Origin of the sequence: Acidovorax soli (genome assembly GCF_014207955.1) — a bacterium.
GTDB lineage: Bacteria > Pseudomonadota > Gammaproteobacteria > Burkholderiales > Burkholderiaceae_C > Acidovorax > Acidovorax soli_A.
Genome location: NZ_JACHLK010000023.1, coordinates 59,728 through 73,776, shown reverse-complemented (window position 1 = coordinate 73,776; position 14,049 = coordinate 59,728). Strand labels below are relative to the sequence as shown.

General features: G+C 70.9%; 13 protein-coding genes. 12 read left to right on the top strand and 1 reads right to left on the bottom strand.

The window, feature by feature from the left end; genetic code table 11:
- The first annotated feature begins 300 nt into the window (after positions 1–300).
- The 6 genes from HNP48_RS32525 (at position 301) to HNP48_RS32500 (ending at position 6,275) form a co-directional block, all read left to right on the top strand.
- The gene (locus HNP48_RS32525; protein WP_184865243.1) at positions 301–777 is read left to right on the top strand and encodes a (2Fe-2S)-binding protein; all 477 of its coding nucleotides are present in this window, start codon (positions 301–303) and stop codon (positions 775–777) included.
- On the top strand, positions 774–2,888 hold the full coding sequence (locus HNP48_RS32520) for a xanthine dehydrogenase family protein molybdopterin-binding subunit (protein ID WP_260420462.1): 2,115 nt from the start codon (positions 774–776) through the stop codon (positions 2,886–2,888). The genes HNP48_RS32525 and HNP48_RS32520 overlap by 4 nt, the downstream gene beginning before the upstream one ends.
- Before the next feature lie 19 nt (positions 2,889–2,907).
- A complete protein-coding gene (locus tag HNP48_RS32515; protein WP_260420461.1) occupies positions 2,908–3,915 on the top strand; it encodes an AraC family transcriptional regulator in 1,008 nt (335 codons plus the stop codon).
- A 90-nt stretch (positions 3,916–4,005) separates the two neighbouring features.
- Complete coding sequence (locus HNP48_RS32510) at positions 4,006–4,389, top strand: RidA family protein (protein ID WP_184865239.1); 384 nt, start codon at positions 4,006–4,008, stop codon at positions 4,387–4,389.
- A 59-nt stretch (positions 4,390–4,448) separates the two neighbouring features.
- Positions 4,449–5,351, top strand: coding sequence for a LysR substrate-binding domain-containing protein (locus HNP48_RS32505; protein ID WP_260420460.1), 903 nt, complete (start codon positions 4,449–4,451; stop codon positions 5,349–5,351).
- Between the two features lie 135 nt (positions 5,352–5,486).
- Entirely contained in the window at positions 5,487–6,275 is a 789-nt protein-coding gene (locus HNP48_RS32500; RefSeq protein WP_184865235.1) for a type 1 glutamine amidotransferase domain-containing protein, read from the top strand.
- Between the two features lie 8 nt (positions 6,276–6,283).
- Here HNP48_RS32500 and HNP48_RS32495 read toward each other — a convergent pair whose 3' ends face one another.
- Positions 6,284–7,279 carry a LysR family transcriptional regulator gene (locus HNP48_RS32495; protein ID WP_184865233.1) on the bottom strand — a complete coding sequence of 332 codons (996 nt, stop codon included), beginning with the start codon at positions 7,277–7,279 and terminating at the stop codon, positions 6,284–6,286.
- Positions 7,280–7,561: 282 nt separating this feature from the next.
- Between HNP48_RS32495 and HNP48_RS32490 the strand changes: the two genes are divergently transcribed.
- The 6 genes from HNP48_RS32490 to HNP48_RS32465 all read left to right on the top strand — a co-directional run bounded on the left by HNP48_RS32490 (position 7,562) and on the right by HNP48_RS32465 (position 14,047).
- The gene (locus tag HNP48_RS32490; RefSeq protein WP_184865231.1) at positions 7,562–8,656 is read left to right on the top strand and encodes an aromatic ring-hydroxylating dioxygenase subunit alpha; all 1,095 of its coding nucleotides are present in this window, start codon (positions 7,562–7,564) and stop codon (positions 8,654–8,656) included.
- Positions 8,657–8,690: 34 nt separating this feature from the next.
- Positions 8,691–9,683, top strand: a complete 993-nt coding sequence (locus tag HNP48_RS32485; RefSeq protein ID WP_184865229.1) for a tripartite tricarboxylate transporter substrate binding protein — start codon at positions 8,691–8,693, stop codon at positions 9,681–9,683.
- Positions 9,680–10,684, top strand: coding sequence for a PDR/VanB family oxidoreductase (locus HNP48_RS32480; protein ID WP_311773882.1), 1,005 nt, complete (start codon positions 9,680–9,682; stop codon positions 10,682–10,684). Before HNP48_RS32485 ends, HNP48_RS32480 begins: the two co-directional genes overlap by 4 nt.
- Before the next feature lie 36 nt (positions 10,685–10,720).
- Positions 10,721–11,263, top strand: a complete 543-nt coding sequence (locus HNP48_RS32475; RefSeq protein WP_184865226.1) for a 2'-5' RNA ligase family protein — start codon at positions 10,721–10,723, stop codon at positions 11,261–11,263.
- A 153-nt stretch (positions 11,264–11,416) separates the two neighbouring features.
- Positions 11,417–11,761: a DUF2946 family protein gene (locus HNP48_RS32470; protein WP_184865224.1), complete on the top strand. Its 345-nt coding sequence runs from the start codon at positions 11,417–11,419 to the stop codon at positions 11,759–11,761.
- 135 nt (positions 11,762–11,896) lie between these two features.
- Positions 11,897–14,047 (top strand): TonB-dependent siderophore receptor, encoded by a 2,151-nt coding sequence (locus HNP48_RS32465; RefSeq protein ID WP_184865222.1) that lies wholly within the window; start codon positions 11,897–11,899, stop codon positions 14,045–14,047.
- The last annotated feature ends 2 nt before the right edge of the window (positions 14,048–14,049 follow it).

Below are 14,049 nucleotides of genomic sequence, written 5' to 3'. Positions count from 1 at the left end.
TGCGGGTTGTCTCTCACCACCTCGCGCAAGGCTGCGTACTCTGCCGGCGCAATTACGGGTGGTCGGCCTGTCCTTGCCATCACATTGTTCCTGTTGAATCAATGCTGCAGGATTGTATTTTGTTTTTTCTACACCCTCTTGGCGGCCCAAGAGAAAGTTACTGCGCCGCCGGGCGCACATCCCGGCCTCTGCCCCAAAACAAGGCATGCCGCCACAACAGCAACCAATGGCGCATTTCTTCAAGACACCAAACCAAGCCCCACCAGACACTCCCCCCACAGCAACCACCGAACCCACCCCATGCAGCTCACGATCAACGGAAAGACCCACCCAGTCCCCGCCGGCTGGGAGCAAGAACCCCTCCTCTGGATCCTGCGCGAAACCGCCGGTCTCGTGGGCACCCGCTTCGGCTGCGGCGTCGGCCTGTGCGGCGCCTGCACGGTACTGGTGGACGGCGAGGCCGCCCGTGCCTGCCTGCTCACGGCCGAGGCCCTTCAAGGCCGTGCCATCACCACCATCGAAGGCCTGGCCGCAGCAGATGGCACGCTGCACCCCGTGCAGCAGGCCTGGGTCGCCCACAACGTGCCCCAGTGCGGCTACTGCCAGAGCGGCCAGATCATGGGGGCGGTGGCACTGCTGCGCGCCACGCCGCGGCCCGACGATGCGCAGATCGACGCCGCCATGGCCGGCCACCTGTGCCGCTGCGGCACGCAGCGGCGCATCCGCGCGGCCATCCACCATGCGGCCGGCAACACCGGGGGAGGAACGCCCGCATGATGAAGCGCCGCCACCTGCTGGCCGGCACGGGCCTGGCCGCCATCACCGTGGTCTTCAGCGCCGGCTGCGCGCTGGTGCCCGTGATCCCCAAGCGCCCCGCCCCGACGCCCGAGAACGCCCAGGGCTGGATACGCCACGATGGCGCTGGCCGCTACACCCTGTGGGTGCCCTGCACCGAGATGGGCCAGCAGATCAGCACCGCGCTGCAGGCGCTGGCCGCGGCCGAGCTGGGCGTGGCGCCGCAGGCCGTGCAGGTGCGCCTGCCCGGCACGGACGACATCGCCCGCGTGCGCGCCACCGTGGGCAGCGCCAGCGTGCAGGACTTTGCGCTGCCGCTGGCCCAGGCCTGTGCCACCCTGCGCGAGGCGCTGGCCAGCGGCACCAGCACCGGTGGTGCAAGCCTGCAGGCCCAGCCCTTGCCCGCCAGCGCGCTGCGCAGCTTCCAGGCCCTGGCGTCGGCCCGGGCCGTGGCACCTGCACCCGGGCAGTTGCAGGCCCTCGTCACAGGCCAGGCCTTGTTCGCGGGCGATACGCGCCTTCCCGGCATGCTCTATGGCCGCGTGCTGCGCGCGCCGGTGTCGGCGGAGCTGGATTCGCGCCCCGGGGCCATGGACGATGCCGCCGCGCGCGCCGACCCGGCCTGTGTGGCCGTGGTGCAAAGCCCGCTGCTGCAACAGATGAACAGCCTGGGCGTGGGCATCGTGGCGCGCAGCCCGACGGCGCTGGACCGCATCGAGGCCGCGCTGGCCGTGCAGTGGCAGGTGCAAGGGGGCTTCGGGCCCGTCGAGATCGCCGAGCGCATCGACATCGACCGGCACCTGGCCCGCGGTGCGCTGCGCCACACACCGCGCAGCGATGCCATGCCCGAGGGCGAAGCGTGGAGCATCGACCTGCGCATGGACATCCCGCTGGCCGCGCACGCGCCCATCGAGCCGCGCAGTGCCACGGCAGTCTGGAGCCCCAAGGCACAGAACGGCGACCCCGTGCTGCGCGTCTGGGCCGGCACGCAGGACCTGTTCTATGTGCGCGATGTGCTGGCGCGCCACCTGGCGCTCGACGCGGAACGCATCGCGGTGCAGGCCTGCCGCGTGGGCGGCGGCTTTGGCGGGCGCACGCTGTGCACGGTGGAGCTCGAAGCCGCCGTGCTCGCCCAGGCCGTGGGCGCGCCGGTCAAGGTGCACTGGAGCCGCGCGCAGGAATTCGCGCAGGGCTTCCAGCGCCCGCCGTCGAGCCACCGCGTGCGCGCGCGTGTGCACCAGGGCCACGTCACGCACTGGTGGCATGCGTTCGCGAGCAGCCACATCCTCTTCACGCCTGCGGCCATGCCGCCCTGGATGCAGACCCTGGCCGACTTTGCAGGCGACAGCGGCGTGGCGCGCGGCTCGCAGCTGGCCTATGCCGTGCCACAGCAGCGCACCGAGTTCACGGCCCAGCGCCTGCCAGTACACACGGGCCCCTGGCGCGGCCTGGGCGCGGGCCCCAACACCCTGGTGGTGGAGAGCGCCATGGACGAATGCGCGCGCCAGGCCGGCGCCGACCCGCTGGCCTGGCGCCTGGCCCACACCACCGACCCGCGCCTGGCCGCCGCCTTCGAGCGCGTGGCACGCGAGGCGCGCTGGCACGACAAACGCCCCGCCAGCGACGCCACCACGCTGCGCGGGCGCGGCATTGCCGGCGGCATCTACAAGGGCGTGAGCTATGCCGCTGCGGTGGCCGATGTGGCCGTGGACCGCGCCAGCGGCCAGGTGCGCGTGACCGCGGTCTGGTGTGCCCACGACTGCGGCCTGGTGCTGCAACCCGACGGCGTGCGCGCCCAGACCGAGGGCAATCTGGTCTGGTGCCTGGGCCTGGTGCTGCACGAGGAGCTGCCCGTGGCCGCATCGCGCGTGGCCGCCGCCACCTTTGCCGACTATGCGCTGCCGCGCATGGGCGACGTGCCGCCGCTGCATGTGCACCTGGTCGAGAGCGGCGCGCCACCCACCGGCGCGGGCGAGACCGCCATGGTGGCCGGCGCGGGCGCCATCGCCAATGCGCTGCGCGACGCCACGGGCCACCGGTTCACGCGCTTTCCGGTGCGCAGCGAGCATGTCTTGCAGGCCTTGACAACCTGAAGCATTCACAATGCCCGCCATGCACGACGACGACGGCCCCACCGACTTCGCCAGCGCGGCCATGGTGCGCCTGCTGCTGCGCGCCATGGCCGCGCAGGGCCTGGCGCTGCCGCCCGGCCTGCCCGCGCCTGCGGCCCTGGCCGGCAGCCATGTGCCGCTGGACTGCAAGCGCGCCGTGGTGCAAGCCGTGCTGGCCCAGGGCGGCCCGGTGCTGCTGCTGCACCTGGCGCGCCAGGTGCACGGGTTGCAGGGCGACCCGCTGCACCGCGCCCTGTTGGGCGCCAGCGACGTGCCCGGCCTGCTGGCGCGCTGGCAGCGGCTGGAGCGCTATGTGCATTCGGGCCACCAGGTGAGCGTGCTGTCCGACAGCCCGGGCCGCATGGCGCTGCAGCACCGCGCGCGCCCCGGCCAAGGCGGCGCCCCGCAACCGCCCGAGAGCCTGGCCGTGCTGGGCGTGCTGCTCGGCTGCTGCGAGGCGCTGGGCGTGCCCGGCCTGGCGCTGCATCTGGGCGGCGGCACCGCACTGCCGCTATCGGCAGGTCCCGACCAGGCGGCCGCACTGGCCAGCGCCATCGCCCAGGGCCATGCCAGCCACTGGGCCTTGCACTGGCAGCCCGCTGCCGTGGCCGCCCTGCCCGAAGCCACACCGCCGCCCGGCCCGCAGGCCAGCCTGTGCGACGCCCTGCCCTGGCCGCCGCTGGCGCACCAGATCGCACGGCGCGTGCTGCACGACCCCGCTGGCGAGCACTCCGTCCACGCCCTGGCCCGGTCGCAAGGCCAGGCCAGCCGCACCTTGCAGCGCCACCTGGCCGCGCACGGCCTGAGCTGCCGCGCCATTGCCACCGAGGCGCGCACGCGCCGCGCCGCGCAGTGGCTGCTGGACACGCCCCACGGCATCGCCGAGATCGGTTTCGCCTGCGGCTTTGCCGACCAGCCCCACTTCACGCGCGAGTTCGCGCGCCAGGTGGGCATGACGCCGGCCCGCTACCGCCAGGCCTTCGGGGAGGCCGCACGGCCAGCATGCTGAAAGCGGATGGCATGCGGTGCGCAAGCGGCATCGCCGCGCAGGCGGTTTCTCCGTGTAATGGGCCTTCACTCCCCGCAAAGGCCCTGCCCCATGTTGACGAAAGCCATCCGCCCTCCCGGCATCTACCCACCCATCGGCCCCTATGCCCAGGCCATTGAGGCCACCGGCACGGCCCGCCTGCTGTTCATCAGCGGCACCATGGGGCTCGCGCCCGACAGCAGCCTGCCCAGCGGCTTCGAGGCCCAGGCCCACCGGGTCTGGACCAACATCGGGGCCACGCTGGCGGCGGCCGGCATGGACTTCACCAATCTGGCACAGCTGACCATCTGGCTGGCCCGGCGCGACGACTGGCGCCTGGGCGCCGAGATCCGCCAGCAGTACCTGGGCGACCACCAGGTGGCCATGTCGGTCGTGCAGGCCGGCCTGGTGCACCCGGACTGGCTGATCGAGGTGGATGCCATTGCGGTGGCCTGATTCCCATCAGGCCCTTCTTGGTATCGTGCAGCCCACGATGACCCGAGATGTGGCCTTCCATGAGCAATGACGTTTCCATCGCCGCCCTGCAGGCCTTTCGCGCCGTGGCGCGCTGCGGCAGCTTCACGGCCGCCGCAGACGACCTGGGCTGCGCCCAGTCGGCCATCAGCCGGCACATCGCCGCGCTGGAGCGCCACCTGGCACAGACCCTGGTGCTGCGCGGCCACCGCCAGGTGCAGCTCACGGCGGCGGGGCAGCAGTACCTGGAGACGGCCGTGCGCGCGCTCGACGAACTGGAGCATGGCGCACAGCGGCTGGCCCGGCCTTCGGGCGCGCCGCCCACGGTGAAGATCCTGGCCATGCCCTCGCTGGCCGCGCGCTGGCTGGTGCCCCGGCTCACGCAGTTGCGCCAGGCCCGCATCGAGGTCGAGATCGAGCTGGCCACCTCCATCTGGGACGCTGACTACCGCAAGGAGCGCTTCGACCTGGCCATCCACTACGGCGATGGCGCCTGGCCCGGCGCCCGGCTGCTGATGCCCGACAGCCTGGTGCCCGTGGCTTCGCCCCGGCTGCTGGCCAATGCCGCCCCGCGGCAGATCGAAGACCTGCAGCACTTCACCTGGCTGCACGACTCGCTGCGCAGCAGCAAGTGGCCGCAATGGCTGGCGGCCTTGCACCAGGAGGGCCTGGCAGGTCAGCGCCACATGAAGCTGCAGGACACCGAAATCACCCTCACCGCGGCCCAGGCCGGCCTGGGCATCGCCATGGGCCACGGCCCGCTGATCGGCAATGACTTGCTGGAGGGGCGCCTGGTCAAGGCCTGGCCGCAGCATGCGCCGCTGGCCGCGGGCTACCACCTGCTGCGCTCCCCGCGCAGTGCACGCAATGCGGCGGCCCGGGCCCTGGCCGACTGGCTGATGGACGAGGCCGCGCCCGCGCGCACCAACGCACAGACGTCGTGATCCAGTGCCCCGCTGGCATGCCTGAAGCGGATGGCATGACCCTGCTGCAGTGCATGGGCAACGGCACCAGCCGCCCTTGTAATGAAGAGCGCGCCCACTCCCGGGCCAAGCATGCCACCAGAAAGGAAATGCCGTATGCAGCCGCTCAACCGCCGAACCGCCGTCCAATCCATCACCACCGCCCTGGCAGCCCTCACACTGCCGCGCCTGGCCAGCGCCACCACGCCGGGCAACAGCAGTGACAACAAGCCACGCATCCTGATCGTCGTGTCCAGCCACGACCGCAAGGGCGGCGACCTGGTGGCGGGGTTCTGGTTTCCCGAACTCACGCACCCCGCCAAGGTGTTTGCCGAGGCGGGCTACCGCTTCGACATCGCCAGCCCGCGCGGCGGCATGCCGCCCTTCGATGGCTTCGACCTCAAGGACGAGGCCAACCGCTGGTTCTGGATCGACCCCGCGCTGCGCAGCCAGCTGGCCCACAGCCTGCCGCTGTCCGCAGTCGATCCCTCGCGCTACGCCGCCATCATGCTCGTGGGCGGCCACGGCCCCATGTGGGACTTTGCGCGCAACCCCGTGCTGGCCACGCTGGTGCGCCGCATCTACGAGCAGGGCGGCATCGTGAGCGCGGTCTGCCACGGCCCGGCCGGGCTGCTCGATGTGCGCTTGTCCGACGGGCGCTCGCTCATCGCCGGCCGCAAGCTCACCGCCTTCACCAACGAGGAAGAGGTCTCGCGCCAGTACGACAAGCTGATCCCCTTCGAGCTGGAGACGGCCCTCAAACAAGGCCAGGCCGTCTTCGAGGAAGCCCCCATCTTCCAGAGCCGTGTGGTCATCGACGGCCGGCTCATCACGGGGCAGAACCCGGCCTCGGCCAAGCCCTTTGGCGAGGCGGTGGTGGCAGCGCTGCGGGCGCAGGCGGCATAGCCACCTGGCTATGCCTTGCGCACACGCCGGGGTTTGCGCGCAGGGGCGGGGGCGGCATGCGCCACGCGGTCGCCCAGCCACACATCGGGGTAGTGCTCGAAGGTCTGCTTCATCAGCTCGCGCAGCCAGATGATGGCCGGGTCGTGGTGGAAACGCGAATGCCAGTGCTGGTTGAGCGCGAACGGCGGCAAGGTCACCGGCGGCGGCACCATGCGCACGCTGCCATAGCCTTTGAAGACTTCGGCCAGCTGCAGCGGCACGGTGGCGATGAGTTCGGGGTGGGCGTCCATGAGCAGCGGCACCACCAGGAAGTGCGGCGTGGTGAGGAACAGGTTGCGCTTGACGCCCTGGCGTTCCAGCTCGCTGTCGTAGGCGCCGCTCACGCTGCCCGACAGGGTGACGGCGATCTGCGGCATCTGCTCGAACTGCGCCAGCGTGATGGTGTCGCCCACCGCGGTGTTGCGCGCGCTCACGATGGTGACGAAGGAGTGCATGAACAGCCGCTGCTGGAACAGCCCCTCGGGTGCGCTGCGCATGGAGCCCACGGCCAGGTCGGCCTCGCCCGAGGCCAGCACCGCCTCGACCTGCGCGGGCGGCACCTGCAGCGTGTGCAAGGTGCAGTGCGGCGCCTCGCGGCGCAGCCGGCTGATGAGCGGGGGCAGAAAGACCAGCTCGCCCATGTCCGTCATGCACAGGGTGAAGGCGCGGTGCGCCGTGGCGGGGTCGAAGCGCGCCTCGGACAGCACCTGCTGGCGCAGGATGGCCATCATCGCGAGCACTGGGTCCACCAGGCCCTGGGCCTTGCGCGTGGGCACCATGCCGGTGGCCGTGCTCACGAACAGCGGGTCGTCGAAGAAGGCGCGCAGGCGGTTGAGCGCGTGGCTCATGGCGCTCTGGCTCAAATTCAGGCCCTGGGCGGCGCGCGTCACGCTGCGCTCGCGCACCAGGGCGTCGAACACGGCCAGCAGGTTCAGGTCGAGGTCTCCGATATGCACAGGCTTCATTCCTTGCATGCACTGCATGCTGTTTACGAATAATGGCCTGCTGCCTATGCTTGCGTCAAGCGTTCACGAAGAGGAACGCATCCCACCCGGAGACAAGCCCATGGCCCCCATGACGACACTGCCCCCTTCCAGCGCTTAGCGCGCTGGTCTGCCGCCCCTGCAGGGCCGCCCCACCCCACCAACGCCCTCGCGGCCACCGCCCAGTGGTGCGCCCGTGGCATGCCTCGCTCTGAAAGCGCCGAGGCCCGACACCCCCCATTCACCCACCACGGAGCCCCACCCATGTTCATCAAGAACACCTGGTACGTCTGCGCCTGGGACCACGAAGTCCCGCACGAGGGCATGTTCGCCCGCACCATCACCGGCATCCCCGTGCTGCTGTACCGCGACAGCACTGGCGCCATCGTTGCGCTGGAGGACCGCTGCTGCCACCGCGGCGCCCCGCTCTCGGTGGGCCGGCGCGAGGGCGATTGCGTGCGCTGCCTGTACCACGGCCTCAAATTCGACAGCAGCGGCCAGTGCGTGGAGGCACCCGCGCAAGACCGCATCCCCCCGCAGGCGCGGGTGCGCAAGTTCCCGGTGGTGGAACGCCACCGCTGGGTCTGGATCTGGATGGGCGACCCCGGCCGTGCCGACCCCGCGCTGGTCCCCGACACCCAGTGGCTGGACCACCCCGACTGGCGCAGCCAGGACGGCTACATCCACTACGACGTGAACTACCTGCTGATCTGCGACAACCTGCTGGACTTCTCGCACCTGCCCTTCGTGCACCCCGGCACGCTGGGCGGCAGCGCCGACTACGCCGCCGCCCGGCCCCAGGTGGAGCGCATCGAGGGCGGCGTGCGCATCACGCGCTGGGCCATCGACACCGAGGCACCGGCTTTTGCCAAGGCGGTGAAGACCTGGCCGGGCAAGGTGGACCGCTGGAACATCTACAACTTCACCATCCCCGCGGTGCTGCTCATGGACTCGGGCATGGCACCCACCGGTACCGGCGCGCGGGAAGGAACACGCGTGGATGCGGCCGAGTTCCGCGGCTGCCAGGCCATCACGCCCGAGACGGCGAACTCCACGCACTACTTCTTTGCCCACCCGCACAACTTCGCCATCGACCAGCCCGAGGTGACCGCCTCCATCCACCAGGCCGTGGTGACCGCCTTCGACGAGGACCGGGACATCATCACCGCGCAGCAGCGGAGCCTGGCGCTGGGGCCCGATTTCAAGATGGTGCCCTTTGCCATGGATGCCGCGCTCTCGCAGTTCCGCTGGGTGGTGCAGCAGCGCCTGCAGCAAGAGGCGGCCGAGGAAGCACTGCAGGCCGCACAGGCCGGTGCGCAGCCGGTGCACATCGTGCGCCCGGCTCCCCAGACGACCTGATTTCCCCCACAACTACCCCAGGAGACAAACCACCATGCTGACCACCCACTTCGTGCGCGCCCTAACGCTCGCCACAACGCTCGCCGCCCTGCTGCCGGCCGCGGCCCTGGCCCAGGACGCTCCCTACCCCGCCAAGCCCGTGCGCATGGTCGTGCCCTACCCGGCAGGCGGCGCCACCGACTTCATCGCCCGCACCATCGGCGAGCGCCTGTCCAAATCGCTGGGCCAGGCCATCGTGGTGGACAACAAGCCCGGCGCCGCAGGCGGCCTGGGCGCCGGGGAGGTGGCGCGCGCCAAGGCCGACGGCTACACCCTGCTGCTCACCATCACCGACACGCAGATCAACAACACCGCGCTGTTCAAGTCGCTGCCCTACGACCCGCAGAAAGACTTCGCCTTCATCACCCAGGTGGTGCGCAGCCCGGCGCTGGTGTCGGTGAACGCCGAGACACCGGTCAAGAGCATGCAGGACCTCAAGCAACTGGTGGCCAGCCGCAAAGGCAAGCTCAGCTACGCCTCCTGGGGCATCGGCGGCCTCGGCCACCTGGCGGGCGAAAGCCTCAACCGCGAACTGCAGGCCGACATGGTGCATTCGCCCCAGCGCGGTGAAGGGCCGGTGGTGACGGACCTGCTGTCGAAGACGGTGGACATCGGCCTGTCCAGCGTGGCCAGCGCCAAGCAGCATGTGCAGGCGGGCAAGCTCACGCCCCTGGCGGTGCTGGGCCGCGAGCGCTCCACCGCCCTGCCCCAGGTGCCCACCTTGCGCGAACTGGGCTTTGCCGACCCGCTGTTCGACACCAATGTGTGGATCGCCGTGCTGGCCCCGGCCAAGACCCCGGCGCCCATCGTCAAGCGCCTGGCCGACGAGATACGCGCCATCGTCGCCACGCCCGAGCTGGCAGCGCAGTACACCGAGCGCGGCTTCGAGGTGATGAACACCACGCCCGAACAGTTCGCCGCCAGCTACCGGGCCGAGTTCGGGGTCATCACCAGGCGCATGCGCGACTTCGGCGTGGAGGCGCAGTGACCCCGCCCACCCCTGCCCCCATGCTGGCCCTGCGCGTGCACGCCGTGCGCGCCGAGGCGCGCGACGTGCTCTCCATCGAACTGCGCAGCGCGGTCGGCAGCGCGCTGCCGCCCTTCACACCCGGCGCCCACCTGGAGATCACGCTGCCCGCCGGTGCCGATAGCCGGCCCGCCCTGGTGCGCCACTACTCGCTGTGCAACAGTGCGGCCGAAACGCACCGCTATGTGGTCGCCGTGGGCCTGGCGCCCGCCAGCCGCGGCGGCTCACTGGCCGTGCACGAGCAGTTGCGCGTGGGCCAGGTGCTGCAGGCGCGCCCGCCGCGCAACCACTTCGCGCTGGCCGAGGGCGCGGCGCACTACCGCTTCATCGCGGGCGGCATCGGCATCACGCCCATTCTGTCCATGCTGCGCTGGTGCGAGGCCCAGGGCCAGCCCTGGTCGCTGCTGTACTGCACGCGCAGCCGGGTGCGCACCGCCTTCTACGAAGAGCTGCGCGCCTACGGCCCGCGCGTGCGGTTCCACTTCGATGAGGAGGCCGGCGGGCAACTCGCCGACCTGGCCCAGGCGCTGAGCCACCCGGAGCCCGGCGAACACCTCCACTGCTGCGGCCCGGCCCCGCTGATGCGCGCCGTGCAGGCCGCCAGCGCGCAGCGGGCGCCCGGCACGGTGCACTTCGAATGGTTTTCAGCCGGCGCTCCGGCCCCCGCCGCCCAGGCCCCGGCAGCCGCCGCCGACAGCGCCTTCGACATCGTCCTGGCGCAGAGCGGCCAGCGGCTGCATGTGCCCCCGGGCCAGAGCATCCTCGACACCTTGGAGCAGCACGGCATCGGCGTGCCCTTCGCCTGCCGCGAGGGCCTGTGCCGCACCTGCGAGACCGGGCTGTGCGGCGGCGAGGCCGAGCACCGCGACCTGGTGCTCAGCGATGCGGAGCGCGTGGCGCAGAAGACGATTTTGCTGTGCGTGTCGCGCGCCAAGGGTGCGGTGCTGGAGTTGGATCTGTAGGCCGCTACGATGGAGTTCCCCGCACCGTCCCGCGCCATGCAAACCCCTCACCCGCTCTACACCATTGCCTGCCCCCAGGTGGACGCCTCTGCCCAGGCCTTCGTCGACGGCGTTCGGCGCCAGCACGATCCGCAGGTGGATCAGGTGGCGCCGCATTTCACGCTGGTGTTCGGGTGCTCTGCCGTGGCCGAAGCGGACTACCTGGCCCATGTGGCAAGGCTTGCCCGCCACACGCCGGCCATCCGCTTCCATTGCCGCCATGCCACGCTGCACGCCGGCGGACCGGACGGCATGGCCCATGTCTTCCTGGTGCCGGACGAAGGCCACAGCGCCATCGCCCTGCTGCACGACCGGCTCCACACCGGCGTGCTGGCCGCGCACCTGCGGCTCGATATCCCCTACGTGCCGCACATCACGGTGGCCGCCACCCGCGATGTGGCGGCGGCGAAGGCGCTGTGCGACGGGCTCAACGAACAAGGCGTCGACATCGCGGGTGAACTGCGCTTGCTCAGCGTGGGCATGCTGCAGGGTGGTCAATGGCACACCTTGGGCGAGTGCCCGCTGGCCATTCCCGCATAGCCCTGCCCTTGCTGCCTGCACCCGCTCGGTTGTGGGCCCGGACAACCGACCACGGGCCTGGCGCAGAACCAGCACGGCCAGATGGGGCATAAGCAAGGTCTTTGCAATTGAGAATACGTTCTCATCTGTATGATGGCGCTCCAGTCGTCTCCCATGCACCCGTTGCTCCTGCGCCTCCTGTTGCTGGCCGTGTTCTTCAACACGGCCGTTGGCGTTCCCCTGCACCTGGCTGTGGGCAAGCACCTGCAGGTGGTGGCCAGTGCTGTGCAGACGCCCGACACCGGGCCGACCGCGCCCGAGCATGCGGAGCATGGCCACGGCGCATGCACCTGGTGCCAGGCCCAGGCACAGCAGGCCCATGCGCTGGCCTCGGCCAATGCGCCGGCCCTGCCCGTCGCCCCGCGAGCGGCAACGCGGCCTGTCGAGCCCCGGCCCCGCTGGGCCCCGGCGCCTGAGCGCTGGCCCTTCGCCGCGCGCGCTCCACCGCACACCGCCTGACGCGCCCCGGGGCGGCCGGCCTTGTGGCCTCGCCCCCCTTGCCCCCTGCTGGTGCCCCGGCACCGGCCGTCTCTGCGCGCGCCGCCTTCGGGCTGGCGCGTGCGCGTCCTGCCCCTGCGCTTTTTTCTGCGAACCATGTCCTTCACCCCCTCCACCCCATCCCGCCACCTGCAGCGGCTGCCCCTGGCCCTGGCCGCAGCCGCGCTGTGCACCGGCACTGCCATCGCCCAGCAGACGCCCGCCCAGGCCCAGCTCTCCACCGTCGACGTGGTCGGCCGCACGGAGTCCGGCGCCTACCAGTCGGAAGAAGCCGCCGGCGCCAAGACCGAGCTGCCGCTGCGCGAGCTGCCGCAGTCCGTGCGCATCGTCACGCGCCAGGCCATCGACGACCTGGGCGCGACCAAGCTCGACGATGTGCTCGACTACGTGGGCGGCGTCTCGCGCCAGAACAACTTTGGCGGGCTGTGGGACAACGTCGCCATCCGCGGCCTGCCCGGCAACGAGAACACCGGCATGGCGACCCTGCTCAATGGCTTCTCGTCCAACCGGGGCTTCAACGCGCCGCGCGACCTGGCGGGGGTGGAGCGCATCGAGTTCCTCAAGGGCACGGCCGCAGCGCTCTACGGCGCCAGCGAACCGGGCGGCACGCTCAACATCGTCTCCAAGCGCCCCTTGTGGAAGGCGGCCCATGCGGTGGAAGGCTATGTGGGCAGCCACGGCCTCAAGCGCGGGGCTTTCGACAGCACGGGCCCCATCGGCGAGAACTTCGCCTACCGGCTGAACGTGGCGGTGGAAGACCGCGACAGCTTCCGCGACCACATCGAGGCGCGGCGCAGCGTGATCGCACCGGCCTTCACCTGGAAACTCGGGCGCGACACCTTGCTGGAGTACGCGGGCGAGGTGCTGCGCCATGCCACGCCGCTGGACCGGGGCGTGGTGGCGGTCAACAACCAGCTCGGCGCCATCCCGCGCAGCCGCTTCCTGGGCGAGCCGGCCGATGGCAAGGTGACGGTGGAGAACCAGACGCACCAGTTCATGCTGTCGCATGAATGGAGCAGCGACTGGCGCAGCCGGCTGGGCCTGTCCTACCGCGAGACCTCGGTCACGGGCTTTTCGACCGAACCCACGGCCCTGCAGGCCAACGGCACGCTGACGCGCCAGCGCCGCTACCGCGACTTCGCGTCCGACGACCTTGCGCTGCAGGCCGAACTGCAGGGCAAGCTCAGGACCGGTGCCGTCGAGCACGAACTGCTGCTGGGCCTGGAGAGCTTTCGCTTCGGGATGGATTCGCTGATGCTGCGCGCCAACCCGACGGCCGCAGCCCCCTACGCCATCAACATTGACAACCCGATCTACGGGCAGGCCCAGCCCACGCCAGCGGCCAATACCGACACGCTGGAGCGCCAGCGCAACACAGCCTTCTATGTGCAGGACGCGATCAAGCTCGCGCCCGACTGGCGCCTGGTGGCGGGTGTGCGCGTGGACAACTACCGCCAGTCGCTGAACAACCGCCGCACGGGCGTGACGGACCGGCAGGACCCCTCCTCCACCTCGCCGCGCCTGGGCCTGAGCTGGCTGCCTTCGGCGCAGTGGACGGTGTATGCCAACGCGGGCCGCTCCTTCCGGCCCAATTTGGGCAGCGATTTCGGCACCCAGGGCTTCGCACCCGAGACCGGCCGCGCCCTGGAGCTGGGCGCCAAATGGGAGAGCGCGGACCAGCGCATGGGCGCCACGGCGGCCTTGTTCGACATCCGCAAGCGCAATGTGCTCACGGCCGACCCGGTGCACAGCGGCTACTCGGTAGCGGCGGGCGAGGTGCGCAGCCGCGGGCTGGAGTTCGACTTCGCGGGCCAGCTCTCGGCCCACTGGCGACTGAACGCGAGCATGGTGTTCAACGACGTGGAGATCACGCGCGACAACACGCTGCAGGTGGGCGGCCGGCTGATCAACGTGCCCAAGGTCAACGGCAGCGTGCTGGCCGTCTACGAGGATGCGCTGGCCAATGGCCAGCGATACGGCATTGGCGGCGGCGTGACCCACATGGGCCAACGCCTGGGCCAGGCACGCACCCAGGCCGAGGCGAATGCCGGCACGCCGGCCTTCGACCTGCCGGCCTACACCACGGCCAAGCTGGTGGGCTACTGGCGCCTGTCGCCCACGCTGCGCCTGACGCTGGACGTGGACAACCTGTTCGACAAAACCTACTACACCAGCTCCTACAGCCGCGTCTGGGTCACGCCCGGCACGGCGCGCACCGTCACCGTGGGCCTGCAGGCCCGCTTCTGAGC

What these genes read in the sequence shown, in the direction of transcription:
- HNP48_RS32495 (WP_184865233.1), bottom strand. Translation starts at nt 7,279, where the DNA reads ATGAAGCCTGTGCATATCGGAGACCTCGACCTGAACCTGCTGGCCGTG.
- HNP48_RS32500 (WP_184865235.1), top strand. Translation starts at nt 5,487, where the DNA reads ATGCAGCCGCTCAACCGCCGAACCGCCGTCCAATCCATCACCACCGCC.
- HNP48_RS32485 (WP_184865229.1), top strand. Translation starts at nt 8,691, where the DNA reads ATGCTGACCACCCACTTCGTGCGCGCCCTAACGCTCGCCACAACGCTC.
- HNP48_RS32510 (WP_184865239.1), top strand. Translation starts at nt 4,006, where the DNA reads ATGTTGACGAAAGCCATCCGCCCTCCCGGCATCTACCCACCCATCGGC.
- HNP48_RS32470 (WP_184865224.1), top strand. Translation starts at nt 11,417, where the DNA reads ATGCACCCGTTGCTCCTGCGCCTCCTGTTGCTGGCCGTGTTCTTCAAC.
- HNP48_RS32490 (WP_184865231.1), top strand. Translation starts at nt 7,562, where the DNA reads ATGTTCATCAAGAACACCTGGTACGTCTGCGCCTGGGACCACGAAGTC.
- HNP48_RS32520 (WP_260420462.1), top strand. Translation starts at nt 774, where the DNA reads ATGATGAAGCGCCGCCACCTGCTGGCCGGCACGGGCCTGGCCGCCATC.
- HNP48_RS32525 (WP_184865243.1), top strand. Translation starts at nt 301, where the DNA reads ATGCAGCTCACGATCAACGGAAAGACCCACCCAGTCCCCGCCGGCTGG.
- HNP48_RS32465 (WP_184865222.1), top strand. Translation starts at nt 11,897, where the DNA reads ATGTCCTTCACCCCCTCCACCCCATCCCGCCACCTGCAGCGGCTGCCC.
- HNP48_RS32515 (WP_260420461.1), top strand. Translation starts at nt 2,908, where the DNA reads ATGCACGACGACGACGGCCCCACCGACTTCGCCAGCGCGGCCATGGTG.
- HNP48_RS32475 (WP_184865226.1), top strand. Translation starts at nt 10,721, where the DNA reads ATGCAAACCCCTCACCCGCTCTACACCATTGCCTGCCCCCAGGTGGAC.
- HNP48_RS32505 (WP_260420460.1), top strand. Translation starts at nt 4,449, where the DNA reads ATGAGCAATGACGTTTCCATCGCCGCCCTGCAGGCCTTTCGCGCCGTG.